Origin of the sequence: Halomonas sp. G11, assembly GCF_001663515.1 — a bacterium.
Lineage (GTDB): Bacteria > Pseudomonadota > Gammaproteobacteria > Pseudomonadales > Halomonadaceae > Vreelandella.
Window position 1 is genome coordinate 139,335 of the sequence record NZ_LYXG01000041.1, and the last position, 23,540, is coordinate 162,874.

Sequence of the window (23,540 nt, forward strand, 5' to 3'; positions counted from 1 at the left end):
TCACCGAGCTATTACGGCTGAGGGGAGTTCTTTACCGGTCCTGGCTCTGATTCTGGCTCCGGCTCGATCACGATTTCATGCGCAAGCCGCTCTTCTTCCAGCGCTGCCAGGGCAATCTGATAGCAGTCTTCGATATGCCGGTTGCCCATCACCTTCATGGCGGTGAAGCTGATGCTGCCTGCCACGGCGCTACCGATTAGCGGGACGAACTTCGTCACGCCTTTTGCGGCGACCTTGATGCCCATCTTGTTGAGCACCGTCACGATGAGTTTTTTGGTGATGTATTTCCCGGCCAGCTTGCTGCCGGTATTGGAAATGGCGGTCATCACAAAGAGCTTGGATTCGGTATCCAGGCTTTCGATTTGTTCAGGCGATAAGCCAAATTTTTCATTAATTTGGGGGATCAACCGCATCAAGATGGCCACGTCTGAGCCAAGATCCACCCCGGGGATGGGAATGATCGCCGCCCCGGCAGAAAGGCCTGAACTCCTTGTGACCATCGACTGGCACGACTGCTTGATGGCGTCGAGGTCTTCACGTGACTCGATCATGATGCGGTCCTCTCTTGATAGACGATGGTGTGCTTCTCAGGTGCCTTCAATCCCATCCACGATAAACACTCGATAGTCGGCCCCCTGAAAACGGTGCTGGCGGGCTTCCTGGTAGGCGGGGCTTTCATACCAGGCGCGGGCGGCAGCCATATCGGGGAAGCGTAAAATCACCGCCCCTTCCATGGCGCTACCTTCGAGCACTTTGAAATCACCATAGAACGCCAGCGGTTCAGGGTCGTGGCCTTCGCGGGCGGCTTTGGCCTTTTCGCTGTAGCGCTCCATTTCGTCACTGTCGTGGGTGTGTTCTTTGATCATTACCACATAAGCGGTCATAGGGAGCTCCTCGTCGGTGTGAAATGTGGGTCTGTGCATCATACCTGCCATGGGCAGACTTCTGCTGGATCTAAGTGTCTTGCGTCCAGAGCGATGTGAGTGAACCGCCGACCGGGTCGCTCTCGGGCATCTCCACGTTAGCCACGCGCGCCTTTGCCGCTTCCAACTGTGCCGGGTCGCCGCGTTCTATCTCCGGCCTTTGGCCTGGCGGGTAGGCGCCTACCATGCAGAAATCATCATCCGCCTCCAGGCTGGCATGCCCGACACCCGCGGGCAGCACCAGCACATCGCCCGTACAAAGCATCAGTTCGCGGCCGTTGGGGCCGCCCAGCCGGGCACGGGCCTGCCCGCGAAAAATGCCCAGGACCTCGTGAGCGGTCGAGTGGAAGTGATCAAAGTCATACAGGTGGTAGCGCCACGACGGCGGCCAGCCGTGGCGCTTGAACATGGCTTCGAACGTGGCGGCGCATGCCTCTGGATCAGGTGTGTCGATAACGTCTCGGTAGATCAGTACCGGCAGCGGTGAATTGGGGTAGCCGGTGGTTTTATCGCTGTCGAGATACAACGTTTCGGGTTGTGGGGTATTCATCAAGGCCTCCTGATGCTGCGTTGAACGTCGATGTTTAGCAAAGGCTAGCGCATAGGTCGGCATTGCTCTAATATAGAAATACGATAAAATTAATGATTATGATTGGCATTACCACTATTGATGCGTGGTAGTACCTCTGATACTCCCAGCGCCTTTCAAAAGAAACCATAAGGCGAGCAGGGCAGTTTTATTCATTTCAAGGGATCTTTAACATGACTGACAGCAGTAGCCGCGTCCGGTGCCATGCAAATCGCTTACGGTGGCAGCAGACCCACTACCGCCTTTTTGTGCGGCGTCACTATTCCCATGATCGGGGTCGCGCAGGAGGCAAGCGACGGCAATGGTAATGACGAAAAGGAGGCTTATCGCCTCGCCCCCGTTATTGTTAACGCCCAGGCCTACGCGGATGATGATGCCAACTCGATAGTGGCCCAAGAGCTGTGGGTGGGTGGCAAGGTTGCGACCAGTATTCTCGATACACCTGCTTCTGTGTCAGTCATTACGGAAAAGGAGATCGAGCAGCGGGACGCCTCTACCACTGAAGAGGTCCTGCAATATACTCCTGGCATCATTACCGATTATTACGGCACCGATGACCGCAATGACTATTTCCAAATCCGCGGCTTCCAGGCGACCACCTACCGTGATGGGCTGACGCTAGGCTCCATGCGCGGTGTTCGTGAGGAACCTTACGCCTACGAGCGTGTGGAAGTGTTGCGAGGTGCCAACTCTACGCTGTTTGGTCCGGCGGACCCGGGTGGTTCGGTGAACTTTGTGAGCAAACGACCACGGTTTGAGCGCTTTGGTGAAGGCTACCTCTCATACGGATCATTTGATGAGAAAGAGGCCGGTATTGATGTTGGCGACACGCTAAACGCTGACGAGACAGTAGCCTATCGTTTAACCGGTACTATTCGGGACAGTGATCGCGAATACGATCACTCTAAAGACAATAGTGGCTTTTTGATGGGCGGTCTTGCCTGGGAGCCAACGGATTACACATCAGCAAGTGTTATCTTCGATTACTTGAAGCGTGATGACACCCCCAATAGCGGTGGTTATCCGCTTGACCGTGAGTACGACCGCAGCGAGTTCTTTGGTGAGCCTGATTTTAATTATCATGACGTTGAGCGCACCAGCCTTACTGGGCAACTGACCCATGATTTCAACAACGGGCTCACTTTACGCGGTAACCTGCGTTACAGCGACCTGACCGACGACTTCGGTTATATTTATATTACAGACTCTCCAGGGCGAGTGGGCAGCGTGGTGGATCGCGATTATTTTGGCACCGACAACGAAGCCGAGGAATTAATTGGTAACGCTATCCTGCAATATGATGCCCGCTTTGATCAGATTGATAGCAGCACGCTTGTGGGTGTCGAGTACCGCGATGCCAGCACGGAAGCCAGCTCCATCTACGGAGATGCAGAGCCAATCGATCTGGCGAATCCTTCCTTTAGCGGAGCTCCAAGCAGCCTGAATATTTTTAGCAGCAACGAGCAGGACTTCACCACCGAGTCGGCTTTCCTGACCCAGAATTTGTCCTTCTATGATCGATTTATTGTGACCGCGGGCGTGCGCAACGACGCTCTGGATGTTTCCAGCACCAACATGGCTGGGGTTACCGAGTCTGATGACTTCTCCGAGACGTCAGTTCGTGGCGCGTTGACCTATCGCGTCACTGACGAAATTTCTACCTACATCAGCATGGTGGAGTCGGTTGCACCGCCCACGGTTGGCGTCGACCCTGAAAGGGGCGAACAGTATGAAATTGGCGCGAAATACGCGCCATTCGGTACGAATGCGCTGTTTTCGGCGTCTATCTATGACCTGACGAAGAATGACGTTACTATCTCGGTGGTACAGGAAAATGGCGTTATCGAGCAGGAAACCGTGGGGGAGTCCCGCGTAAAGGGTCTTGACTTGGAAGCCAAGGCTGAGTTGACCGATAACCTGAGCATCGTCGGTGGTTACTCCTACATGGAGTCGGAAGTGGTGCGCGACAGCAACACCGCTAGAGAAGGTAACGAGTTTACCGCCACACCCAACCATATGGCGTCGCTGTGGGGATACTATACCTTGCCGAGCCAGGATATGAGTGTTGGTCTCGGTGCCCGCTACGTTGGCTCCTACTATTTTGATGTCGCCAATACTTCAAAGAGCAGTGCAGCAACGCTGTTCGATGCAGCCTTTAGTTACCAGTTAACTAAAGACGCCGATCTGGCCGTCAACGTTAGCAACCTGCTCGACGAACAGCATGTGGTCGGTTCAAGCACCGCAGACTACTACAATCCAGGCCGCGAAATCAGCGCGAAGGTCAGCTATCGCTGGTAAAGCGCCAAGTCAGGCCCATGGCAACATCGCATAGCCCCCGCTTTTACAGGCGGGGGCTTTGCTTTGGCTTTCATGGCGACCTAAGCGGGCATTCGGGTCCTTTCAAGTCTGTGGTATGAGCATAACTGAGCGGCCTGCTTAGTCACCTGTCATCTCGCGGATAGTATCGAGAAGGCCGTCAAAATAAGGATTCCAGGTCAGCCGGGCGTGGTATTTTTCCGCGTTGCTATGCCCCCAGGCGCTAAACCACAATGCGTCAGCGTCGTCGGGCGGGTCTAAATCTTCCTGGCCGTTTTCCAGCATGGTGTAGCTGCCCGCTTCGCCGTAGTAGGGGTTGTCGGGCGCAAACAGCACATTCATGTGGGAAAAGTTGCTGATCCGCCGGTCGGGCAGGTAGCTGGTCAGCGGCGTGACGCGTGGATCATCAAGGTGTTGAGGCGTGTCGCCGTACCATACGAAGCGCGATGACGGGTGGGTAAAACGGGTTTGAAAGGCGTTGAGCGTCGCGTCTGGGTCCAGCACGCTGTCGTGCTGGCTCATGGTCATCAGTACGGGTTTATCAAAGCGCTCGGCGTCGAGGTTTTTTTGCACGGCATTGACCGAGCGATAATACAGCGAGGCGCCGCGCGATGGCAGCGACTGGTAGGTGACGATATTGTCTTCGTCATCGATATCGAGCCAGTCCCAGAAATAAGAAATGGCCGGGGCAAGAAAGAGGTATTGGCTGTCCGAATAAAAGCCGGGGGAGAACAGCAGCAACCCGTCGACGCGATCGTCCTTGAACGCTTGGGAAGTGACCAGGTTGCCTCCGGTCGAGAACCCGCCCAGCCAGAGCTCATCGACTTCATCCGCAAGCAACTGGGTGTGATGGGCGACGGCATCTTCCCAATCCTCATGGCCCGGCAGCATCAGGTCGGCGGGACGGGTGCCATGGCCGGGCAACAGAATTGAACGAACCAGCCAGCCGTCTTCCGCCATGGCGTTGGCCATATCCGTGAAATACCAAGGGCTTGAGCCCAGTCCGTGCACGAACAGAATGCCACGCTTTGCCGGTGTGTCCGGGCGACGTTCAAACGGGGCGTTGAGCGCTATCTCTCGCTGGCGGTCGTCGCCGATGAAGGCGCGATTGTCGGCAATCCACGCGCGGGTGACGCGTATGTATTCATCGAAGCTTGGCTGATCATAACGCGGCAGGTCGCCCGAGGGCTGAAAGCGCGGGGAGTCCGGCGGCATGGCGCAAGAGGGCAGCAACACCAGGGCGGCAAGCAGAACGCTAAGGCGGCGAAACATGAAACTCTCCATCGGTGGGTGCTGGCCTCTGGCAGGTCTTGGGGTGGCCCCCGTGCGGCCTTACGCGTTGCTGGGCGAACGCTTGAAACAGGCCGTTGAGAGCGTCATGACGCTGAAAGCCTAATCATCGTGGCTTAGCGTTTTTGCCGGGTCCTCGGCAATAACGACCAGTTCCCGGTCATTTTCCAGCGTTGCCAGGGCAATCTGATAGCAATCTTCAATATGCCGATTGCCCATCATCTTCATGGCGGTGTAGCTGATGCCGCCTGCCACGGCGCTACCGACGAAGGGGACGAACTTGGAGACGCCTTTGGTGGCGACTCTGACGCCCATCTTCTGTAGCAGCATCACGATCAGCTTTTTGGTGATGTATTTCCCCGCCATCTTACTGCCCGTGTTGGAAATGGCCGTCATCACGAACAGCTTGGCCTCGGTATCCAGGCCGTCGATTTGCTCAGGCGTTAGGCCAAACTGGTGATTAATCCTGGGGATCAGTCGCATCAGGATGGCGACGTCTGACCCTACATCCACCCCCGGCAGGGGAATAATCGCCGCGCCTGCTGAAAGGCGTGAGCTATTCGTGACCATGGCCTGGCACGACTCCTTGATGGCATCGAGGTCTTCCCGTGACGTGATCATCATGCGTTTCTCCTTTTCGCGAATGATAGGCGCTTGGCTAACGGCGAGCAGATGCGAGAGAACCGCTATGTTAACCACCCAAAACGTTTAGTTGCTATCGTTTAGGTGACTTATCTCTTGTGCTGACGAGGTGGCTTTTGGAGCGGGCTTGAGTATGGCGCTGTTAGCCCTCGCCAAGCCCGCGGTAAAGGCAAGGCATGCGAAGACCAGCACGGCGTAGTCGGGGGTCAGCCGATCCATCAAAAAGCCGAACAGTGGCGCACCTGCCGTCTGGCCGATTGCGATGGTTAGAAAGCCGATCATCAGGCCTGTGGCAGGCCGGTTGGGCAGTGCGGTGACGCCCCATACCAGATAGACGCCGGTCAGCATGATGTAAGCCGCGCCGAAGAGCATGCCGCCACCGAGTGTTAATAAGGGCGTAGTGGCACTGGTGCCAACCAATAGAATGCCTGTCGCCAACGCCCCAAGAAAAAGCCAATGCACTCGGTCGATCCCGAAACGCGCCACTAGCGTACCTGCGCTTGCTCCCACGATACCGGCTGCGCCAATGGCGATCCAAAGCAGCCCTGCACCGGTATTGCCCCAGCCAAGCTGCAGCGCGGCGAGTTTGCCACCGAAAGACCAAATAGCGGTGCTGGACGCGCCCATCAGAAATGCAGCGGCGATCAAGCGCATAATAACGCGGTTAAAAGGGGGTAAACCGCCCGGGGTCTGGGTCGCCCTGGTACCGCCTGGTACGCTGAGCGCGGCGGCTACCGCCATCACAAAAGCGGCCACGGCAAAACACGCGAAGGCTAACCGCCATTGACCTCCCATCAGTAACGCGACAGGCCCTGAAAGCACCACACCGGCACCCGTTCCGGCATTAATGATCGTGTTGGTGACACTTTGCCGATCAGGTCTTACGGCGGCGGCCACCGCTGCCGCCATGGGCGGTGAGGCGAGCCCAGTACTTGAGCCTGCCAGCATGACCGCGCTGGCGAGCAGCTGCGGCGAAGGCGCCATGGCGATGCCGGCCATGCCGACTGCTGCGACCAGCGCCGCCCCAATAGCCACGGCGCGGGCGCCGATCTGCTCGGTCAGGTACGCCGATAGAATGATAGCGAAGCAGTAGCCCAGAAAAGACCCACCCGATATGAAGCCACTCAAGGTGGGCGATAGGGCAAGGTCAGTGTCAATTTGTGGCAGGAAGAGCCCGAAGGCGAAGCGCGCAAAACCATAGCACACCGCGATCATGCCAAACCCCGCCGCACCGAGGTACACGCCAGGGCTCATGATCGTGCCTGCTTGAGCAGTGCCAAGGCGGCTTTATGTGCCGAGGCTATCGCCTCCGGGCCACGGTAAATCGCGGCCGCGGTGGCGCCTTCGTACAGTATAAGGATCTGCTCGGCGAGTTCCGGTGTTTCTTTTTCAGCGGTTTCTATCGCGACAATATCCTTGATCTTGTCGTAAAGCCTCGCCTTGTAAGCTAGCACGGCGTCGGTGATTGCCGGTGTATCACCGCCGGTTTCACCGTAAGCGCGCAGAAAAAGGCACCCTCTTGCGCTCTCGGTCCGTATCCATTCTTCCAGCGCGTTAAAGAGAGCATCAACGCTGTCCACTTCAATGAGCGGCTGGAAGCGTCGGTGGCGTTCTTGGAGCACCTCCGTTATCAGCGCCGTTTTACTACCCGCATGCTTGTAGAGCGTTCGGCTCGACATGCCGGCTGCCTTGGTTAGCTTGTCCATCCCGGTGGCGGTAAAGCCGTGCCGGTCGAAAAGCTGCTCTGCTGCTGAAATAAGCTTTGTTTTGGTATCCATGCAAGCAGTGTAAAACGATCACTTTACACCGTCAATTATTACCTGCTCGTGATGAAATACGAAGTACTCACATCCTGCTGAGCATCTCCACCACTTCATCAAAGTGTCCGTCCCGCTCCGCCCAACGCAGGAATTTTACGTTCTCCACCAGGATTTCCTTGGGCGTGGGTTGCTTTTGAAACAGTGTCATGACCTCTTCCATATAGTCATTAAGCGGCATATAGCCTTCGCGGGTCGACTGACCAGGTGTCAGCTCCGTCTGTACCGCAGGTGGTGCCAGCTCGATGAGTTCAACCTTGCCCTTGAGCTGCTCGCGAAGCGAGATCGTATAGGAATGGATGGCTGCCTTGGTGGCGTTGTAGGTAGGCGTGCCGCTTAACGGCACAAACGCCAGCCCTGAGGAGACATTCACGATGGCGGCGTCCGGTTGGTTGACCAGGTGGTCGGTCAGGGCATTGGTCAGCCGGATCGGGCCGAGCAGATTGGTGACGATCGTCTGTTCGGCATCAATGAGGTCATGGGTGCTGGTCAAGTCCTCGCGGCGCATGATGCCTGCATTGTTGATCAACACATTGAGCCTGGGATGCTCGGCGACGACGCGCTCCGCAAAGGTAGTAATGGCCGTCGGGTCTTCGACATCGAGGGCCATTGCGTGCATGTCACGCTGGCCTGCAATGGTTTCCTCCAGCGCCTCCATGCGCCGCCCGGCGACGATCACAGTGTTGCCCAGCGCGTTGAAGCGTAGGGCCAGTTCGCGGCCAATCCCGGAGCCACCGCCGGTAATGAGCATGGTATTGCCTGATGTGTTCATGGTTAACGCCTCCATTTCTGAATAACTCGGTATGTCGAATGCCTTCGGCGTGGGTGTTATCGCCGAGCTGCCCCAGTGTTGATCATTCAGTGGCGGCGGGGCTTGCCAGCCCATGCGCAAAACTTGCCTAATCCTGTAAGCGCAGCGAGTTTCCTGTCGATGAATGCTAACGTTGATCAACAGGCGGCGAGAGGAAAGCAGATGAATTCACTCAAACAGGCGGTTCAAATCTATGCCAAGCACCACGCTAATCACGATGGCTTGGTGTTCACCTCAGTGCCCGGGCTTACCATGATGTGCGTCGAAACCCCCGCCGGTGATTTGCAATCGGTCTACAAGCCGCTGGTTTGCCTGGTGTTACAGGGGGCAAAGCGGATGACGGTCGGGCACCAGAGCAGAGTGGTAGCGGCCGGGGAATCGGCGATCGTGAGCGCGGATATGCCGGTCGTCGGGCGGATTGTCCAAGCCAGCCAGGACGAGCCCTATCTGGCCGTTGCGATTGACCTGGATAGAAGAATCTTGCGCGAGCTTACCGCGCATATGGGCAGCACCCGCGCCCAGCGCCCATCCGAGATGCAGACGCTATTCGCCGAAGACACGGAAGCCGAGTTGATTGACTGCGCATCCCGGCTGATGAAACTTCTGGATCGCCCCGATTCCGCGCCACTTCTGCGTCCCGGCATCCTGCAGGAGCTGCATTATTGGCTGCTTTCTGGGCCCCACGGCAATGCCCTGCGTGAGATTGCCGATCCGGATAGCTACGCAAGCCGCCTCGCGGCCGCTATCTAGATTCTCAGAGCTAACTACACGTCACGTGTGCCGGTGGAACAGTTGGCGACTGAGGCAGGCATGAGTCTTAGCTCGTTTCACAAGCATTTCAAACACATGACGTCGCTAACGCCGGGCCAATACCAGCAGCGGCTGCGCTTGATCGGAGCGCGCCGCCTGATGCTTGACGAAGGTGTGACCGCGAGCAATGCCGCCTTTGAAGTAGGGTACGAGAGTGTCTCTCAGTTCACTCGCGAATACGGCCGCCTTTTCAAATCACCGCCGAAGCGTGACGCACTGCGTTTGCAGAAAAACATCACGGCCGACAGTAGAAGTGTCGCTCCGCCGAGACGGATAGGCGCTTGAGGTACATGGCTGCTTACTCGGGGAGTTTGGCGATCACCTTGATTTCAAAGTCGAACCCCGCCAGCCAGGTGACGCCAACCGCTGTCCAGTTCGGGTAGGGTTTTTCCGGAAACGCGCGTGCCTTGGCGTCCAGCCAGATAGGAAATTGGGCTTCGGGGTCGGTATGAAAGCTCGTCACATCGACGATGTCATCGAAGCTTGCCCCCGCCGCAGCCAGGACGCTCTGCAGGTTGTCGAAGGCCAGCTGTACCTGGGCGGCGAAGTCTGGTTCGGGAGAGCCGTCCTCACGGCTGCCGACCTGGCCCGACACAAACAGAAAGTCGCCCGAGCGGACGGCGGCGGAATAAGTGTTCTGGTCATAGAGCGCCTGGCGGCCCTGGGGAAAAACGACGTCACGCTTAGCCATGTGAATCTCCATCAGTGGTCGGAGTCGACCGGTGAGTTACGGTGATGTCACTTTAGGCCTGTATTCGGGGTGGATAAACGGTGGATTCTGTTCAACATTGTTTGTAGTTTGCAAACAATCACAAGGTATTTGGCGCAGCCATGGATCGTTTTAACGCAATGCAGGCCTTTGCCCGGGTGGTGGAGACGGGCAGCTTTACCAAGGCTGCTGAAACACTTCACATGAGCAAGACCAGTGTGACGCAACTCGTGCAACAGCTGGAGGCCCGGCTGCGTGTCAAACTGCTCAACCGCACCACCCGCAAGGTGAACGTCACGGCGGACGGGGCGGCCTACTACGAGCGCGTCATCAAGCTGCTGGCCGATATGGACGATGCTGAAACCAGCCTGTCCAACGCCTCGGTGTTGCCTCGCGGCCGACTAAGAGTAGATGTGCCCAGCCCTTTCGCTCGCATGATCCTGATTCCTGCCTTACCTGCTTTTCATGCTCAATATCCCGATATTCAAATCGACATGGGCGTCAGTGATCGCATGGTGGATTTGATTGGTGAAAGCGTGGACTGCGTAGTGCGGGGCGGAGAGCTTACCGATTTATCTTTGATGGCACGTCGCGTGGGTGATCTGACGCTGGGTGTTTACGCTGCACCAAGCTATCTAAAACGGGCAGGTGCTCCTTCGCACCCACAAGAACTGTCGCTCCCGCCTCACTACATTGTCGGTTTCAGATGGGCACGCACAGGCTCTGCCTTTCCCTATGCCCTGCACCGCAACTCAGAGCGTGTCACCGTGCAGGGACGTTATGTGATCTCGGTCGACGATGGGAACGCCGGGCTGGCAGCGGGCTTGGCGGGGCTCGGCGTCATGTGGTTGCCTGATTACATGGCCAACGAGCACGTATCGCGCGGCGAGCTGGTCCGCCTGTTTGATGATTGGCACCTGGAGCCGATGCCGATGTACATCGCCTTTCCACCGAATCGGCACGTCAGCGCCAAGCTGCGTGTGTTCATTGATTGGGTGGTAGATTTGATGGCGCAGCATGCGCCCGTCATGGATCGGTAGAGGTAGAAGCGCTGACATAGAAGTCTATCCGGTATGATGATTTATAAGTTGTTGCGATGGAACACCTTGGTCAGTCACGTATGTTTGGTTTTAATCTCGCCGTAAATGGTGATTACTGCTTCTAGACAGGGATGTATGTAAGCAGCTTCTTTGTATATTGTTTCAGATGATTACCTCTGAGTGGATTTGTGCTCTGGCGGGATTTTCTGCACACCGAGCACTGCTTTAAGTAAAAGACGGGGCTGCATAACCACCAAGCGGCAGGCTACGAGCCCCTTGGCGTGCTCGAATAGCGCTAGCGCTTTATACGCAGGACGATGATCAGCTGTACTGCCGCACCCATGGCGGCGATAGCCCCCGCGCCAACCGCTAATGTCGAAACAGGAAGGTGGAGAGCAAGCAACATGCCGCCACTTGCTGCGCCTAATGCACTGCCTAAATAGAGCGCCGATTCATTGAGCGCGACGGCCAAGTTGCCATCACCATGGGCTTGGCGTGTACGCACGAGCTCGTTGTTTTGCGGTACTTGCAGTGCCCAACCTACGGCACCCCAAAGCGCAATCGGCAGTAACGTCAGCAGTGGATGAACAGATGCCGAAAAGGGGAGGGCGATCAGCGCTATAAAGAGCAGCAGCATAATCCCCAAGGTGATTACCGGGCCGTTAAACTTGTCGACCAATGGGCCAATCAGAAAGCTGCCTACGACACCCCCAATTCCCCATACCCATAAATAACCAGTGATCGACTGAACAGCGCCTGATTCGGTGGCCGCCATAAACGGGGCGATAAAGGTATACATCCCTAGGCTGGCAATGGCCGCCAACAGTGACACTCCCAGAATGGCCATCGCATGAGGGTTTTTCAAAATGGCCAGTTTACGAACAAGTGAGAGCATCGGTGCGGGCGGAACCGCAGGCAGTTTAACGTGTAGGCCCGCATAGGCAATGAAGCCAAGCACTGCGATAAGCCACATCGCTGACGCCCAACCTAAACGCTCGGCCAATAACAGGCTGATCGGCACACCCAGCACCGTGCCACTGGCCATGCCGCCCATAATGATGGCAATCGCTTTACCACGCTGCGCTTCGGCTGTAATGGCGGCTGCGGCGGCAATGCCCATGGCAAGGTAAACCCCCGCCCCCACGCCCGCGACCGCCCGCCATACAACGAGAGATACAAAGCTGGTGGCCAGCGCGCTGGCAATATTAGCCACAACAAAGATGACTAACGCCACCAGTAAGCCCAAGCGCTGCTGACGCCCGGGCAGCAGTGCCACAACGATGGGTGAACCCAAGCCATAGGCTAAGGTGAATGCCGTGACTAGCTGGGCTGCTTTGGCTGCAGAGACACTAAAAGCGTCGCCGATAAGTGGAATAAGCCCAGCGGTTACATAAGAGGCCATCCCCAGCGCAAATGCACCCAAGGCGATTAAATACACCGATAAACGAGGTTGGTTAGCCATCACGCTCTCCATGTCAGGTAAGGATCGAAAAATCATCGCTAGTTCTGCCAGCGAGAGGCTATTCTGGAGAGGCTTTTAAGGGGGTACAATTTAACCATTTATGCTATTACTAAAAGTGGTAAGTTCTTTAAAGGTAATAAGATGACCGCTTCCAGAACCCTGACTCGAACGCGGGAAGACCTGGCTGCATTTCTACGCAAGCATCGCGAGAAAATAGCGCCGGAAGAGGCGGGGCTACCTCGTGGCCGCCGAAGGCGCACGCCTGGGTTAAGGCGCGAAGAAGTCGCCGCTTTAGCGGGCGTGGGGCTGACTTGGTATACCTGGTTAGAGCAGGGGCGGGATATAAGCGTATCGGCGACGTTTCTGGACAACTTATCCAAGACGCTCAAGCTGGATGCGGCGGAACGCCGCCATCTGTTCTTGCTTGCCCATCAGCGCTTACCCTCTGAACTGGCTAAAACCTGGTGCAGCGTGCCGCCGCTGGTGCAAACGTTGATCGACGATCTGCCCACCCGGCCCGCCTATATCCTGAACCTACGCTGGGACGTGCTGGCCTGGAATACTGCCGCTGATAAGCTTTTCAACTTCTCTGCTCACTCGCCGGAACGCCGCAATATGCTGTGGTTGTTGTTTACCGACCCTGCCATGCGTCAGCGCTTGTCACCCTGGGAAGCGCAGGTCAGCCAAATGTTATCCAGCTTTCGGCGCGACTTCGCCCGCGCCACGCAAGACCCCGCTATGGATGAGCTGGTCGAAGAGTTAACCAAGGTATCGCCTGAATTTAAGCCGTTATGGAAAAACCAGGAGGTCAACGCCCCTTGCCAGGGAGTGCGTCATCTTTATATTGAAGCGCTTGGTGATGTGGCGCTTGAACACACGACGCTCACCGTTGATGAAGAGCGACACCTACGGCTGGTCTACTATGCGTACAAAAGGGGTAAGGACGAAGCACGTATCTTCAATGAGTGGATTATGGCTTGAAGTCAGGAAGGCGGAGCTCGCAAGAACGACCTCAGGGTCGCTTACCGCACGCATCTGCGATGCGTCTTTGGGTAAAAGCGGCTTGGTCGATCGTGCACTCTCTGCGTTATGCTAGCCAGTTTCGCCATCTGGTGTGAAACGACTCAAACGGAGTTTGTACGCTTATGATCAACCCCCGGGGGCTAACCCGCATTCCTCTCCGACATGCCACCTTTATTGCCTGTTTGTTGCTGTTGGCGATCTCGCTGATTGGGCTGATGTTTTCAATGATGTGGCTGTGGGGCGTGGTGGTCTTCGGCCTGCTGTCGGCGCTGGGGGTTCACGATGTGCGTCAGCGTCGGCGTACCGTCAGCCGTAACTATCCCATACTGGCGCACTTGCGCTATGTTCTGGAGTCGATTGGCCCGGAGATTCGGCAGTATTTTATCCAGTCGGACCTGGACGCACGCCCTTTCTCCCGGGAACAGCGGGCGGTGGTCTATCAGCGCGCCAAGAATGAAAGCGACAAGAAGCCGTTTGGCTCGTTGCTGGATATGTATCAGCCGGGCCATGAATGGATCAATCACTCCCTTCAGCCCAGCACCATCGACAATTACGATTTTCGTGTTCAGGTGGGCGGCAGCCGCTGCCGCAAGCCCTATTCCACCAGTGTGTTCAATATTTCGGCGATGAGCTTTGGTTCGCTGTCGGCCAATGCGATTGAGGCGCTCAATGCCGGGGCGTGTAAGGGCGGTTTTTATCACGATACCGGTGAGGGATCGATCTCCCGTTACCATCGCAAGCACGGTGGTGATCTGGTGTGGGAGATAGGCTCGGGCTACTTTGGCTGCCGTAACGACGATGGTACCTTCAACGAGGCGCGCTTTGCGGCGAATGCCTGCGACGATCAGGTGAAGATGATCGAGATCAAGCTTTCCCAGGGGGCAAAGCCCGGTCATGGAGGCATTCTGCCAGGCGCCAAGGTGACCGCTGAAATCGCCGAGGCGCGGGGTGTGCCGATGGGCGAGGATGTCGTCTCGCCCGCCGCTCATACGGCGTTTTCCACGCCGCTGGAGTTGATGCACTTTATCGCCCGCCTGCGCGAGCTTTCCGAGGGTAAGCCGGTGGGCTTCAAGCTGGCGGTCGGCCACCCTTGGGAATGGTTTGCCATTGTCAAAGCCATGCTTGAAACCGGCGAGCGGCCGGATTTTATTGTGGTTGACGGAGGCGAGGGCGGCACAGGGGCCGCGCCGCTGGAATTTATCAATCGGCTAGGGGTCCCGCTAACCGAGGCGTTGACCCTGGTTCACAATACCCTGGTGGGGGCTGGGCTGCGTGACGAAATTCGCATTGGGGCGGCGGGCAAGATCATGTCCGGTTTTCATATTGCCCGCACCATCGCGCTGGGAGCCGATTGGTGCAACGCGGGTCGTGGCTTCATGTTTTCACTGGGGTGTATTCAGGCGCTCAGCTGTCACACCGATAAATGCCCCAGTGGGGTGGCGACCCAGGACCCGAAGCGGGGGCAGCATTTGGATGTCGCCGATAAGTCTGAACGGGTCTATCACTACCACCGTAATACGCTAAGGGCGTTGGCAGAGATGCTGGCCGCCGCCGGGCTAGGTCATACCAGTGAGCTGGGCCCAGAGCACATTATCCGGCGGGTGTCGGAAAATGAGATTCAATCCTACGATCAGCTTTTCACGTTCTTGAAGCCTAACGAGCTGCTGACCGGGAACTGCCATCACACAGTCTTTGAGCACTACTGGGAAAACGCCCGGTCAGATTCGTTCTTACCGCCTTCGCGGATTGCTCAACTACGTTTCACTAAGCTGGAGTGAACGGCATAACGGCTAGATGCCAATCATCAGATGCATTGCGTTGTGCTACTTACGCTCGACTCAACCGTTGGCGTAGTTTGGGCAGCGTGCGCGAGACAGGGGGCAGACGGGTGGCCATGACGAGCGCGCCGATGACCGCATACATTGCCCATTCGCCCATGTCGGCGCGTACCACCCAGAAGAAGTGCAGCAGCACCAAGCCCAGAATGGCGTAGGAAAATTTGTGTAGCGACTTCCAGCGCTTGCCCAGGCGGCGCATCGACCATTTGTTGGACGTCGCGCCCAGCACGGCCAGGCCGATCAATGCGATCATGCCGACGATAATGTAGGGCCGTTTGACGATTTCGCTGCCCAGCAGTGCCCAGTTCAGCCCCAGGATAAACAGCGCGTAACTGAGCATATGCAGGATGGCGTAGGTGAGCGTCCACAGGCCCAACTGACGCCGGATCAGCGCGAAGCCTTTCCAGCGGGTTAGCTTTGTCAGCGGCGTCAGGCTGAGGGTAAGCAGCAGCATCCACAGCCCGCCAATGCCAATGTTGAGCAGCAGGTAGCGCCCCGGCTCAGGGCCAGCGGCGTTGTTCGCCACCTGCCAACTCCAGAATATCAGCGGCGCGAGTGCAGCGAGAAACACTGCCACCCGCCAGGCCAACCATTTGCGCTGCGTTGCCATCAGTAGTGCTTCCTCAAGTCCATGCCCGCATAGAGCTCGGCGACTTCATCTTCGTAGCCGTTGAACATCCGGGTGTCGATGGTATTGGAATTGAACAGGGTGTTGGGTAGGCGGCGTTCGGTGGCCTGGCTCCAGCGGGGGTGGTCCACATTGGGATTGACGTTGGCATAAAAGCCGTACTCATCCGAGGCAATCTTTTGCCAGGAATTGACCGGCTGCTCTTCGACCAGCGAGATGCGCACTATTGACTTGATACTCTTGAAGCCATACTTCCAGGGAACCACCAGCCGCAAGGGGGCGCCGTTCTGGTTGGGCAGCTCGCGGCCGTACATGCCCATGGCCATTATCGTCAGTGGGTGCATGGCTTCGTCCAGACGCAGGCCTTCCACGTAGGGCCAGTCGATGATCGAGAAGGATGAGCGCTGACCGCGCATCTGATCCGGGTCGACCAGGGTTTCAAAGCGCACGTACTTGGCTTTGCTGGTAGGGTCGGCGCGCTTGATGATCTCGGCAAGCGGGATGCCCAGCCAGGGAATCACCATTGACCAGGCCTCAACGCAACGCAGGCGGTAAATGCGCTCCTCAAACTGTGACGGTTTGACCAGGTCTTCGAGCGCAAAACGCCCGCCGTTGTTCACCTCACCATCGACCACCACGCTCCACGGCTGGGTTTCCAGGCTGCCTGCATGGCGGGCAGGATCGCCCTTGTCGGTGCCGAACTCGAAGAAGTTATTGTATTGGCTGGCGTCATCAAAGGGCGCGAGCTTGTCTTTTTCAGGATCGCTTGGGGTGATGGCATCCCACTTGGCGTCGCTGATTTTTTCTTTCAGCCAACCGGGCGCGTCGCCTTCGGGAACGTCCGAATAGTCGTCGGCGGCTGCCTGGGCGTGGCCTGAGAGCGCGAGCCCTGCCCCCAGGCCTGCCACGCCGCCCATAAAGCGACGTCGGGAGAGGTAGATGGATTCGGGCGTGACATCGGATTCGTGCAAGTCACTCGGTTTGGCAATCTTGATGAGCATTGGATGCCTCCTGTGTGGGTAAGTCGTCGACAGAGGGTGGCTGGGTTCGCTATAACATCAGCATTGTTTTAAAGCATACGCATTCGACGCTGAATTGGATGAAGGGTTCTACACAACTTGTATGTAAAAGCTTATAAAAACAAGTTGCAGGTGATCTTTTTCTTGCCGAGCGGGTGTAACGATGAACGCTGGCTCGGTCATCCTATTTAGTAGACAGTTTCAAAACCTTATTGCTCTGACCGACTGACAAGGAAAACCATGGCTTCAAAACGCCGTGAACTGGTGTCGTTAATTGAACAGGGAACACTACCGCCCGAGCAGGTGGCGCTGGTCATCGAGTCTGGTTCATCGTAGCTATTCTGCCTTTGCCTGGATGATGGCACCTCTTTAGCCGACGACGAACAGCAACTGCGCTATCGGATTCGCAATGGCCAAGTGCGCTTTGCCACTGATGCCTTCTTTTTCCAGGAAGGTCATGTTGAACGCTACGAGCCTGCCCGTTACGGCCGTTTTCGTATCAATGAAGATGGCGAACCCTTACTGGTTTCTCTCCATGATAGTGAGCTTAATCTGCTGGGAGCTCGGTAATCTCCCATGTCAGTATTCAGAACCAAGCGCGGCATAGCGTTCGGCAAGAAAATCCAGCAGCGCTCTGACCGAAGGCAGTAAGCCGCGTCTCGATGGGTAAACCGCATGAATGACTTCCCGCCGTGGTTCCCACTCGGGCACTACTTGCACCAAGGTTTTTGACGTGAGCGAATCTCCCAGCATCAAGCTAGGCAGTTGCACCACGCCGACGCCAGCTAAAGCCGCTTTATAGAGCGCGGTCATGTCGGTGGTAATAAAGCGTGGTGAATGTTCCACCACACGCTCGTCACCGTCACGCTTCAAGCGCCAAACATGCGGTTCTTCCGGCCGTGCCCGGCTTAAGCTGGGCAGGTTGGCGAGCATCTCGGGGGTAGAGGGGACACCATACTCCTCAAGCAGTGCCGGACTTGCCACCAGGCACTGACCGCGATCCGACAGCACTTTAAGAATCAGGTCACTGTCTTCCAGGGGGAGGGGGCGGGCACGCAGAGCGATATCCACGCCTTCCACGAGCGGGTCAATGCGCCGATTGGTGCCTTCGAGATGAACCTCTACCTCGGGGTAAAGGGTCATGAAGTCCGCCAGCATGGCACTCACGTGAAAGCTCAACAGCCCGGTGGGGCAGCTTATGCGGATAACGCCGCAAGGGGCCTGCTTGCTCTCTTCAATGAACTGCTGGGCGGCTTCCGCTTCCACCAGCATCGCCTTGCAGTGCTGGTAATAACGTTGGCCAATATCGGTAAGCGTCAGGTGGCGGGTCGAGCGGTGCATCAGGCGAACATGCAACTGATTTTCTAGTTCGCCCACGCGCCTGCTCAGCTTGGATTTTGCGATGCCTAAGGCACGCCCCGCTGGCGAAAAACCACCGTGGTCGACGACCTTCACAAAGTAATACAGATCGTTAAGGTTGGGGGCCGTCATGTGTGTTCTCCCTATGCAACGCTGTGTCCTAATTTCTTTATCTAATCCTCGAATAAGCGGAATACTACACTCTATAAAGCATGTGGAAACGCATGTTGGCACTTCATTAGCCACTGCTCACTCAGCCTTGTAGATAAAAAGGAGTACATCATGGCCAAGCCCTATGTTCGTCTTGATAAAGATAATGCCGCTGTTCTGTTGGTAGATCACCAAACCGGGTTGCTGTCGCTAGTACGTGACATTGATCCGGATCGTTTTAAAAATAACGTATTAGCGCTGGCGGATCTGGCTAAATATTTTGGACTGCCCACCATTCTCACCACGAGTTTTGAAGACGGTCCCAATGGCCCTCTGGTGCCCGAACTGAAAGCGATGTTTCCAGACGCTCCCTACATCGCACGTCCTGGGCAGATCAATGCCTGGGATAACGAGGATTTCGTTAGCGCCATAAAAGCAACGGGCAAAAAGCAGTTGATCATCGCCGGTGTGGTAACCGAAGTGTGTGTGGCTTTCCCGGCGCTCTCTGCTCTTGAAGAGGAATTTGACGTCTTCGTGATTACCGATGCTTCGGGCACCTTTAATGAGCTCACTCGTGATGCCGCCTGGGACCGTATGTCCACCGCAGGCGCACAATTGATGACATGGTTTGGCGCCGCCTGCGAGCTGCATCGCGATTGGCGCAATGATGTAGAAGGTCTCGGCACGCTGTTTGCCAACCACCTGCCTGACTACCGTAATTTAATGAATAGTTACAGCACGCTGACCAGCAAGTAAATCGTGCCCATGACGGGGGCAGTGCGCCTCCGGTCACGGTTTTCCAGAATGGCGCCCCAATGACTATGAAATCGCGCTCAGGTTTGCCTCCCATGCCGATGCAGCCAGATGGCTCGTGACCACCTCGGTTATCTGGCCGCTTACCCTTCTGGTTCCTTTTCTTTTGACGCCGCTCTTTGCATTGCTTCCCTGGCTGGGTATGTGGGGAATCCGGCACGGTATCGTCGCGGCCTGTGTGGTCGGGCTGGTGGTCTATGTGGTGATGCCCCGCGTCGTCCGTTTGGTCGCCCCATGGATGTTTCGCTGATATCGATTAACTTAAAAGAAACGGGTACTGGTGGTTGGCTGCGTCATACCACCTGGCACACGCCATTGTTGCCTGCCTCTCAAGACTGGAGAAAACCTTATGAGCTGGTTGCCTGATTTAGAGCCCAAATGCCCATCCGCCGGTAGCGTGAATGATATAGAGACACTGATTGTTCCCCGTGCTCGGGACCTGGGTGGTTTCGAGGTGCGCCGTGCGCTTCCTGCTCCTAAACGCCAGATGGTGGGACCTTTCATCTTTTTTGATCAGATGGGGCCCGTTGAATTTCTGAAGGGTGAAGGCATTGATGTTCGCCCCCATCCGCATATTGGGCTTGCCACGGTGACATACCTGTATCAGGGGGCGTTCCAGCATCGCGATAGCCTGGGTACTGACCAAATGATCCGTCCTGGCGCGGTTAATTGGATGGTGGCGGGCAATGGGGTCACCCACTCTGAGCGCACCAGTGCGATCACTCGCCAGCACAAACATCCGCTATTAGGTGTTCAGACCTGGGTAGCGCTCCCTGAGACGCATGAAGACAAGCCAGCCAGCTTTGAGCATCACAGCGAGGAAGCGCTGCCGATACTTAAAGGCGAGGGCAAGGAAGTGCGCCTGATTTTGGGCACGGCGTGGGGAGAACGGGCGCCGGTAGAGACTTTCTCCGAAATGTTTTATGCGGATGCGATATTGCAGCCAGGCGCAAGGCTACCGTTACCGGATAATCATGAAGATCGAGGTATTTATGTTATGTCCGGCAGTGTCCTTATCGCAGGCGAGACCTTCGAGGCTGGCCGCATGATGGTCTTCCGACCGGGCGACCCGATAACGGTGGTGGCGGGGGAAGCGGGTTCTCGGTTGATGATATTGGGAGGCGAAACCCTGAATGGGCCACGGTATATCTCTTGGAATTTCGTCGCCTCTTCCCGTGAAAAACTGGAGGCTGCCAAGCAGGCTTGGGTAGAAGCGGATTTTGAGCACGGTCGCTTTCGCCTTCCCCAAGGCGATGATGCGGAATTTATTCCTTTCCCAGGGCAGCCTGGAACATAAAACCAAAAGCTAGCTGCCCAAGGCAGCTAGCGGGTTAGCTCAAAAGTGAGCTTCAGGCGGGCATCTTTCCAAAACGTCCAGAGTTGAAATCATCGATTGCCGCAATGATTTCATGCTCGCTGTTCATGACAAAAGGTCCGTGACCTACGACTGGCTCATCCAGCGGCTCACCACTGAGCAGCAGAAAAGAGGTGTCGTTATTGGCTTCGATGCTCATTGCTTCCCCTTCCCTTGATAGTTCGACAACCTGTGCTTCCCGAACTACCTGTTCGCCATTGATCTGTACGGTGCCATGCAGTACTACCAGCAGCGTCGTCCAACCGGCGGATTGGTTCAGCGTGGCGACTTTGCCGCCTTTTAACTGAATATCCCAGACGTTCATGGGGGAGTAAGTGCGCGCAGGCCCTGCATGGTCAAGGTGCTCACCAGCAATAACGCGTACTTGGCCCGCTTGATCCGGCAATTCGATCACAGGGATCTGAGCATTAAAAATAGCCTGGTAGCCAGGGGCTGCCATTTTGTCTTTTGCTGGCAGGTTGACCCACAGCTGGACCATTTCCAGCGAGCCGCCTGACTGCGTAAATGCCGGAGAATGAAACTCTTCGTGCAGAATTCCAGCGCCTGCGGTCATCCACTGCACATCCCCGGGGCCGATGACACCACCTTTACCGGTGGAGTCTTGGTGCGCCACTTCACCCTGGTAAACAATCGTTACCGTTTCGAACCCACGGTGCGGGTGCTGCCCCACTCCGCGAGGCCGTTTTGCAGGCGTAAAGTTTGCAGGACCTGCGTAATCCAGTAACAGAAAAGGGCTCAGCTGTTCTGAACGCTCACCATAGGAAAAAAGCGAACGAACAGGAAATCCATCGCCTACCCAATGAGCCCGTGGCGCATTCGTCACACGCAACAGTTTTTTCATCATGTACTCCTGTTGGCAGAGATATGTTGTCACGCAGAAATCATACTGCTAGAACAAAAGGCGCAGTAGATGGGGTTTTGGGGAATCATTGTTGCGATATTGGAACGGAAGGCGAGCGGTGAGTGGACGCAGTTAACGACTTCCTTGTCCAAGTCGCCTGCATCGCCGCAGGTTATTGATGCACTCCACCTTGCTTCATAAAGCCAGGTAGGCTGTACTCTTGACTTCACTGACCAGGAAGGCCTGGAATGGCGCATTCTCGGCCTGTCGTCGGCAGACAAGTGGCCCATCTCAATCAATAAGGTAAGTATGAAAGCAACCGTCTCGTGGCCCGCGTGGCTAGTGCTGGTTCTGACCTTCACTTTTTCCAGCCTGTGCGCGGCGCAAACTCAAGGAGAAGAGAGCGAGAACCGTCGGTGGTTTAGCGTTGATTCGCTCAACACGGGGCTTGGCGAAGTACCTGAAGAAGCCAACCGCGTCACACCAAGGGAAGCCATGCGAAGCTTTCTTGATCTCACCGAACAGGGGGAGTACGAAAAAGCGGCGCACATACTCAATCTGTCGGAATTGAGCGCAGCTGAGCAGCGCGAACGGGGTCAGGAACTGGCTCGGCAACTGGCGGAAGTGTTCAAGCGTGGCGAACGGATCAGCGTCGATAACCTGTCGGGGCGAGAAGACGCCGTGATAGAAGACCCCGCCGGTCAAGATCCACGTGTTGGCGAAACGCGGCGTAATCTTGAGTTGGCGTCGTTGCGGGCCGACGGGCAAACCTATGATATTCGGCTGGCTCGCTACCGCGTGGATGATGATGAACCGGTGTGGCTGATCATGCCCATCAGCGTCTCGTATATTCCAGTGCTGTATGAAGAGTACGGGCCGTCGATGCTGGAGCAATACATTCCCGAAAGGCTGCAGTCGTCGTTTGGCATATTGCGGCTTTGGGAATGGCTCGCTATTCCGGTCTTTTTGCTGTTCGTGGGCATGGTGGGCTGGGGGATCCACCGCTTGATCGGTTTGATGTCGAACTGGTTGCCCGTCGGCGCTTTCCGCATGTTTGCCGAGCAGATTGGTATGCCGACGGCACTGATCGTGATGTCGCTGTTTACCCAAATGCTGCTGGACTATGTGGTGTCATTTTCAGCGGTCGCGACCACCACTTTCCGTGTGTTGCTTATCGGTATTCTTGCCTGGGCAGCCGGCACCATTGCGCTGCGCTTTGTGGATACCCTGATGCTGCGTATGACACGGCGGCTGGTGGGGGAAATTGATGACTCCAAACCCAAGGACGAGCGCAAGCTCCTGACATCGCTGTACGCACTGCGGCGCATTATTATCCTGGTCGCTGTGACCGGTGTATCGGTTTACATCCTGGGGCAGATCCAGCTTTTTGAGTCGATGGGGTTATCCATTCTGGCGTCTGCCAGCGTGCTGGCAGTCCTGGTAGGTGTCGCTGGTCAGGCAGTGTTGGGGAATATCTTAGCGTCTTTTCAATTGTCGTTTGCCAAGCCGATTCGTATTGGTGACCTGGTGATCTTTGAAGATCAGTGGTGCTATGTAGAAGGCATTTTTTATACCTTTATCCGCTTAAGGACCTGGGACGAGCGGCGGTTGATCGTGCCCGTGACCTACTTTACGTCCAAGCCTTTCCAGAATCTCTCGGTCAAGAGTATCAAGATGTACCGCTATGTGGAGCTGACGCTGCACCTGAGCGCGGATATTGGCCTGATAAGAGACAAGTTTTTTGAGTTTGCCAAGGAAGAAGACAACGTCATCGAGCATCATAAGCTGCTTTGTTACGTGACAGCACAAACGGCAACCGCACAAACCGTGACCTGTTATCTAATGACCTCCGATCCCATGGCCGGGTGGACCGCGGAAATGCACGTACGCGAAAAGCTCATGGCGTTCATCCGCGATAATCATCCCGAGTGGTGGCCGAGAGACGTCGTGGTTATCAGTCATCAGGATGTGGCGCGTGGAGCGAAAGTTAAAGGCTCCTCGGTGGCGGACAACGCTGAGGGGGAGCCTTCGGGATAGAGTGAATCAGTGGCAATAGCGTTTGATGGGTGAATAAGCAACTTTTCT

26 protein-coding genes are annotated in these 23,540 nt (G+C 56.2%); 12 read left to right on the forward strand and 14 right to left on the reverse strand.

Annotation, left to right across the window (positions count from 1 at the left end; all coding sequences use genetic code 11):
- Nucleotides 1-11: 11 nt before the first annotated feature.
- From ADS46_RS15100 to ADS46_RS15110, 3 genes are all read right to left on the reverse strand, one after another.
- The gene (locus ADS46_RS15100) at nt 12-551 is read right to left on the reverse strand and encodes a hypothetical protein (protein WP_082926108.1); all 540 of its coding nucleotides are present in this window, start codon (nt 549-551) and stop codon (nt 12-14) included.
- A 36-nt stretch (nt 552-587) separates the two neighbouring features.
- Nucleotides 588-884, reverse strand: coding sequence for a DUF1330 domain-containing protein (locus ADS46_RS15105; RefSeq protein ID WP_066321417.1), 297 nt, complete (start codon nt 882-884; stop codon nt 588-590).
- Between the two features lie 70 nt (nt 885-954).
- Nucleotides 955-1,473: a cupin domain-containing protein gene (locus tag ADS46_RS15110; RefSeq protein ID WP_066321418.1), complete on the reverse strand. Its 519-nt coding sequence runs from the start codon at nt 1,471-1,473 to the stop codon at nt 955-957.
- A gap of 243 nt (nt 1,474-1,716) precedes the next feature.
- Here ADS46_RS15110 and ADS46_RS15115 point away from each other — a divergent pair, with 243 nt between their 5' ends.
- A complete protein-coding gene (locus ADS46_RS15115; RefSeq protein ID WP_234346849.1) occupies nt 1,717-3,810 on the forward strand; it encodes a TonB-dependent siderophore receptor in 2,094 nt (697 codons plus the stop codon).
- A 138-nt stretch (nt 3,811-3,948) separates the two neighbouring features.
- Here ADS46_RS15115 and ADS46_RS15120 read toward each other — a convergent pair whose 3' ends face one another.
- Entirely contained in the window at nt 3,949-5,100 is a 1,152-nt protein-coding gene (locus ADS46_RS15120; protein WP_066321421.1) for an alpha/beta hydrolase, read from the reverse strand.
- Between ADS46_RS15120 and ADS46_RS19100 the strand changes: the two genes are divergently transcribed.
- Complete coding sequence (locus ADS46_RS19100) at nt 5,099-5,224, forward strand: hypothetical protein (protein ID WP_267886958.1); 126 nt, start codon at nt 5,099-5,101, stop codon at nt 5,222-5,224. The two genes, ADS46_RS15120 and ADS46_RS19100, sit on opposite strands and share 2 nt — an antisense overlap.
- Here ADS46_RS19100 and ADS46_RS15125 read toward each other — a convergent pair.
- The 4 genes from ADS46_RS15125 to ADS46_RS15140 form a co-directional block, all read right to left on the reverse strand.
- Nucleotides 5,221-5,742, reverse strand: coding sequence for a hypothetical protein (locus ADS46_RS15125; protein WP_066321423.1), 522 nt, complete (start codon nt 5,740-5,742; stop codon nt 5,221-5,223). The two genes, ADS46_RS19100 and ADS46_RS15125, sit on opposite strands and share 4 nt — an antisense overlap.
- Nucleotides 5,743-5,826: 84 nt before the next feature.
- Nucleotides 5,827-7,014: an MFS transporter gene (locus ADS46_RS15130; protein ID WP_066321424.1), complete on the reverse strand. Its 1,188-nt coding sequence runs from the start codon at nt 7,012-7,014 to the stop codon at nt 5,827-5,829.
- The gene (locus ADS46_RS15135; protein ID WP_066321426.1) at nt 7,011-7,538 is read right to left on the reverse strand and encodes a TetR/AcrR family transcriptional regulator; all 528 of its coding nucleotides are present in this window, start codon (nt 7,536-7,538) and stop codon (nt 7,011-7,013) included. The genes ADS46_RS15130 and ADS46_RS15135 overlap by 4 nt, the downstream gene beginning before the upstream one ends.
- 67 nt (nt 7,539-7,605) lie before the next feature.
- Nucleotides 7,606-8,349: an SDR family oxidoreductase gene (locus tag ADS46_RS15140; RefSeq protein WP_066321427.1), complete on the reverse strand. Its 744-nt coding sequence runs from the start codon at nt 8,347-8,349 to the stop codon at nt 7,606-7,608.
- 201 nt (nt 8,350-8,550) lie between these two features.
- On the opposite strand from ADS46_RS15140, the gene ADS46_RS19050 reads away from it, so the two are divergent.
- Both ADS46_RS19050 and ADS46_RS19055 read left to right on the forward strand, forming a co-directional pair.
- Nucleotides 8,551-9,138 carry an AraC family transcriptional regulator gene (locus ADS46_RS19050; RefSeq protein WP_234346850.1) on the forward strand — a complete coding sequence of 196 codons (588 nt, stop codon included), beginning with the start codon at nt 8,551-8,553 and terminating at the stop codon, nt 9,136-9,138.
- The gene (locus ADS46_RS19055; protein WP_267886963.1) at nt 9,139-9,483 is read left to right on the forward strand and encodes a helix-turn-helix domain-containing protein; all 345 of its coding nucleotides are present in this window, start codon (nt 9,139-9,141) and stop codon (nt 9,481-9,483) included. It abuts the gene before it with no gap.
- 13 nt (nt 9,484-9,496) lie between these two features.
- Here ADS46_RS19055 and ADS46_RS15150 read toward each other — a convergent pair whose 3' ends face one another.
- Nucleotides 9,497-9,889 (reverse strand): RidA family protein, encoded by a 393-nt coding sequence (locus ADS46_RS15150; protein WP_066321428.1) that lies wholly within the window; start codon nt 9,887-9,889, stop codon nt 9,497-9,499.
- 140 nt (nt 9,890-10,029) lie between these two features.
- Between ADS46_RS15150 and ADS46_RS15155 the strand changes: the two genes are divergently transcribed.
- Nucleotides 10,030-10,947, forward strand: a complete 918-nt coding sequence (locus ADS46_RS15155) for a LysR family transcriptional regulator (protein WP_066321429.1) — start codon at nt 10,030-10,032, stop codon at nt 10,945-10,947.
- A gap of 295 nt (nt 10,948-11,242) precedes the next feature.
- Here ADS46_RS15155 and ADS46_RS15160 read toward each other — a convergent pair whose 3' ends face one another.
- On the reverse strand, nt 11,243-12,409 hold the full coding sequence (locus ADS46_RS15160) for an MFS transporter (protein WP_066321430.1): 1,167 nt from the start codon (nt 12,407-12,409) through the stop codon (nt 11,243-11,245).
- A 141-nt stretch (nt 12,410-12,550) separates the two neighbouring features.
- Between ADS46_RS15160 and ADS46_RS15165 the strand changes: the two genes are divergently transcribed.
- Both ADS46_RS15165 and ADS46_RS15170 read left to right on the forward strand, forming a co-directional pair.
- The gene (locus ADS46_RS15165; RefSeq protein ID WP_066321431.1) at nt 12,551-13,390 is read left to right on the forward strand and encodes a helix-turn-helix transcriptional regulator; all 840 of its coding nucleotides are present in this window, start codon (nt 12,551-12,553) and stop codon (nt 13,388-13,390) included.
- Between the two features lie 164 nt (nt 13,391-13,554).
- The gene (locus ADS46_RS15170) at nt 13,555-15,210 is read left to right on the forward strand and encodes an FMN-binding glutamate synthase family protein (protein ID WP_066321435.1); all 1,656 of its coding nucleotides are present in this window, start codon (nt 13,555-13,557) and stop codon (nt 15,208-15,210) included.
- 49 nt (nt 15,211-15,259) lie between these two features.
- On the opposite strand, the gene msrQ is transcribed toward ADS46_RS15170, so the two are convergent.
- Complete coding sequence (msrQ, locus tag ADS46_RS15175; protein ID WP_066321439.1) at nt 15,260-15,880, reverse strand: protein-methionine-sulfoxide reductase heme-binding subunit MsrQ; 621 nt, start codon at nt 15,878-15,880, stop codon at nt 15,260-15,262.
- Nucleotides 15,880-16,899 carry a protein-methionine-sulfoxide reductase catalytic subunit MsrP gene (msrP, locus tag ADS46_RS15180; protein ID WP_066321441.1) on the reverse strand — a complete coding sequence of 340 codons (1,020 nt, stop codon included), beginning with the start codon at nt 16,897-16,899 and terminating at the stop codon, nt 15,880-15,882. Before msrP ends, msrQ begins: the two co-directional genes overlap by 1 nt.
- A 435-nt stretch (nt 16,900-17,334) precedes the next feature.
- On the opposite strand from msrP, the gene ADS46_RS18615 reads away from it, so the two are divergent.
- Nucleotides 17,335-17,487, forward strand: coding sequence for a GDYXXLXY domain-containing protein (locus tag ADS46_RS18615; protein WP_234346852.1), 153 nt, complete (start codon nt 17,335-17,337; stop codon nt 17,485-17,487).
- 9 nt (nt 17,488-17,496) lie between these two features.
- Here the strand turns inward: ADS46_RS18615 and ADS46_RS15185 are convergent, their stop codons facing one another.
- Entirely contained in the window at nt 17,497-18,408 is a 912-nt protein-coding gene (locus ADS46_RS15185) for a LysR family transcriptional regulator (RefSeq protein ID WP_066321442.1), read from the reverse strand.
- 150 nt (nt 18,409-18,558) lie between these two features.
- Here ADS46_RS15185 and ycaC point away from each other — a divergent pair, with 150 nt between their 5' ends.
- The 3 genes from ycaC to ADS46_RS15200 all read left to right on the forward strand — a co-directional run bounded on the left by ycaC (nt 18,559) and on the right by ADS46_RS15200 (nt 20,536).
- Entirely contained in the window at nt 18,559-19,182 is a 624-nt protein-coding gene (gene ycaC, locus ADS46_RS15190; protein WP_066321444.1) for an isochorismate family cysteine hydrolase YcaC, read from the forward strand.
- A 115-nt stretch (nt 19,183-19,297) separates the two neighbouring features.
- On the forward strand, nt 19,298-19,489 hold the full coding sequence (locus ADS46_RS15195; RefSeq protein WP_066321446.1) for a hypothetical protein: 192 nt from the start codon (nt 19,298-19,300) through the stop codon (nt 19,487-19,489).
- 99 nt (nt 19,490-19,588) lie between these two features.
- The gene (locus tag ADS46_RS15200; RefSeq protein ID WP_066321447.1) at nt 19,589-20,536 is read left to right on the forward strand and encodes a pirin family protein; all 948 of its coding nucleotides are present in this window, start codon (nt 19,589-19,591) and stop codon (nt 20,534-20,536) included.
- 52 nt (nt 20,537-20,588) lie between these two features.
- Here ADS46_RS15200 and ADS46_RS15205 read toward each other — a convergent pair whose 3' ends face one another.
- Nucleotides 20,589-21,455, reverse strand: a complete 867-nt coding sequence (locus ADS46_RS15205) for a pirin family protein (protein ID WP_066321449.1) — start codon at nt 21,453-21,455, stop codon at nt 20,589-20,591.
- A gap of 309 nt (nt 21,456-21,764) precedes the next feature.
- Here ADS46_RS15205 and ADS46_RS15210 point away from each other — a divergent pair, with 309 nt between their 5' ends.
- Complete coding sequence (locus ADS46_RS15210) at nt 21,765-23,492, forward strand: mechanosensitive ion channel family protein (RefSeq protein WP_066321451.1); 1,728 nt, start codon at nt 21,765-21,767, stop codon at nt 23,490-23,492.
- Nucleotides 23,493-23,540 lie beyond the last annotated feature (48 nt).

Excerpts from the sequence above, each read along its gene's own strand:
- ADS46_RS15100 (WP_082926108.1), bottom strand. The coding sequence starts at position 551 with ATGATCGAGTCACGTGAAGACCTCGACGCCATCAAGCAGTCGTGCCAG.
- ADS46_RS15105 (WP_066321417.1), bottom strand. The coding sequence starts at position 884 with ATGACCGCTTATGTGGTAATGATCAAAGAACACACCCACGACAGTGAC.
- ADS46_RS15110 (WP_066321418.1), bottom strand. The coding sequence starts at position 1,473 with ATGAATACCCCACAACCCGAAACGTTGTATCTCGACAGCGATAAAACC.
- ADS46_RS15115 (WP_234346849.1), top strand. The coding sequence starts at position 1,717 with ATGCAAATCGCTTACGGTGGCAGCAGACCCACTACCGCCTTTTTGTGC.
- ADS46_RS19100 (WP_267886958.1), top strand. The coding sequence starts at position 5,099 with ATGAAACTCTCCATCGGTGGGTGCTGGCCTCTGGCAGGTCTTGGGGTG.
- ADS46_RS15120 (WP_066321421.1), bottom strand. The coding sequence starts at position 5,100 with ATGTTTCGCCGCCTTAGCGTTCTGCTTGCCGCCCTGGTGTTGCTGCCC.
- ADS46_RS15125 (WP_066321423.1), bottom strand. The coding sequence starts at position 5,742 with ATGATGATCACGTCACGGGAAGACCTCGATGCCATCAAGGAGTCGTGC.
- ADS46_RS15130 (WP_066321424.1), bottom strand. The coding sequence starts at position 7,014 with ATGAGCCCTGGCGTGTACCTCGGTGCGGCGGGGTTTGGCATGATCGCG.
- ADS46_RS15135 (WP_066321426.1), bottom strand. The coding sequence starts at position 7,538 with ATGGATACCAAAACAAAGCTTATTTCAGCAGCAGAGCAGCTTTTCGAC.
- ADS46_RS15140 (WP_066321427.1), bottom strand. The coding sequence starts at position 8,349 with ATGAACACATCAGGCAATACCATGCTCATTACCGGCGGTGGCTCCGGG.
- ADS46_RS19050 (WP_234346850.1), top strand. The coding sequence starts at position 8,551 with ATGAATTCACTCAAACAGGCGGTTCAAATCTATGCCAAGCACCACGCT.
- ADS46_RS15150 (WP_066321428.1), bottom strand. The coding sequence starts at position 9,889 with ATGGCTAAGCGTGACGTCGTTTTTCCCCAGGGCCGCCAGGCGCTCTAT.
- ADS46_RS15155 (WP_066321429.1), top strand. The coding sequence starts at position 10,030 with ATGGATCGTTTTAACGCAATGCAGGCCTTTGCCCGGGTGGTGGAGACG.
- ADS46_RS15160 (WP_066321430.1), bottom strand. The coding sequence starts at position 12,409 with ATGGCTAACCAACCTCGTTTATCGGTGTATTTAATCGCCTTGGGTGCA.
- ADS46_RS15165 (WP_066321431.1), top strand. The coding sequence starts at position 12,551 with ATGACCGCTTCCAGAACCCTGACTCGAACGCGGGAAGACCTGGCTGCA.
- ADS46_RS15170 (WP_066321435.1), top strand. The coding sequence starts at position 13,555 with ATGATCAACCCCCGGGGGCTAACCCGCATTCCTCTCCGACATGCCACC.
- msrQ (WP_066321439.1), bottom strand. The coding sequence starts at position 15,880 with ATGGCAACGCAGCGCAAATGGTTGGCCTGGCGGGTGGCAGTGTTTCTC.
- msrP (WP_066321441.1), bottom strand. The coding sequence starts at position 16,899 with ATGCTCATCAAGATTGCCAAACCGAGTGACTTGCACGAATCCGATGTC.
- ADS46_RS15185 (WP_066321442.1), bottom strand. The coding sequence starts at position 18,408 with ATGACGGCCCCCAACCTTAACGATCTGTATTACTTTGTGAAGGTCGTC.
- ycaC (WP_066321444.1), top strand. The coding sequence starts at position 18,559 with ATGGCCAAGCCCTATGTTCGTCTTGATAAAGATAATGCCGCTGTTCTG.
- ADS46_RS15200 (WP_066321447.1), top strand. The coding sequence starts at position 19,589 with ATGAGCTGGTTGCCTGATTTAGAGCCCAAATGCCCATCCGCCGGTAGC.
- ADS46_RS15205 (WP_066321449.1), bottom strand. The coding sequence starts at position 21,455 with ATGAAAAAACTGTTGCGTGTGACGAATGCGCCACGGGCTCATTGGGTA.
- ADS46_RS15210 (WP_066321451.1), top strand. The coding sequence starts at position 21,765 with ATGAAAGCAACCGTCTCGTGGCCCGCGTGGCTAGTGCTGGTTCTGACC.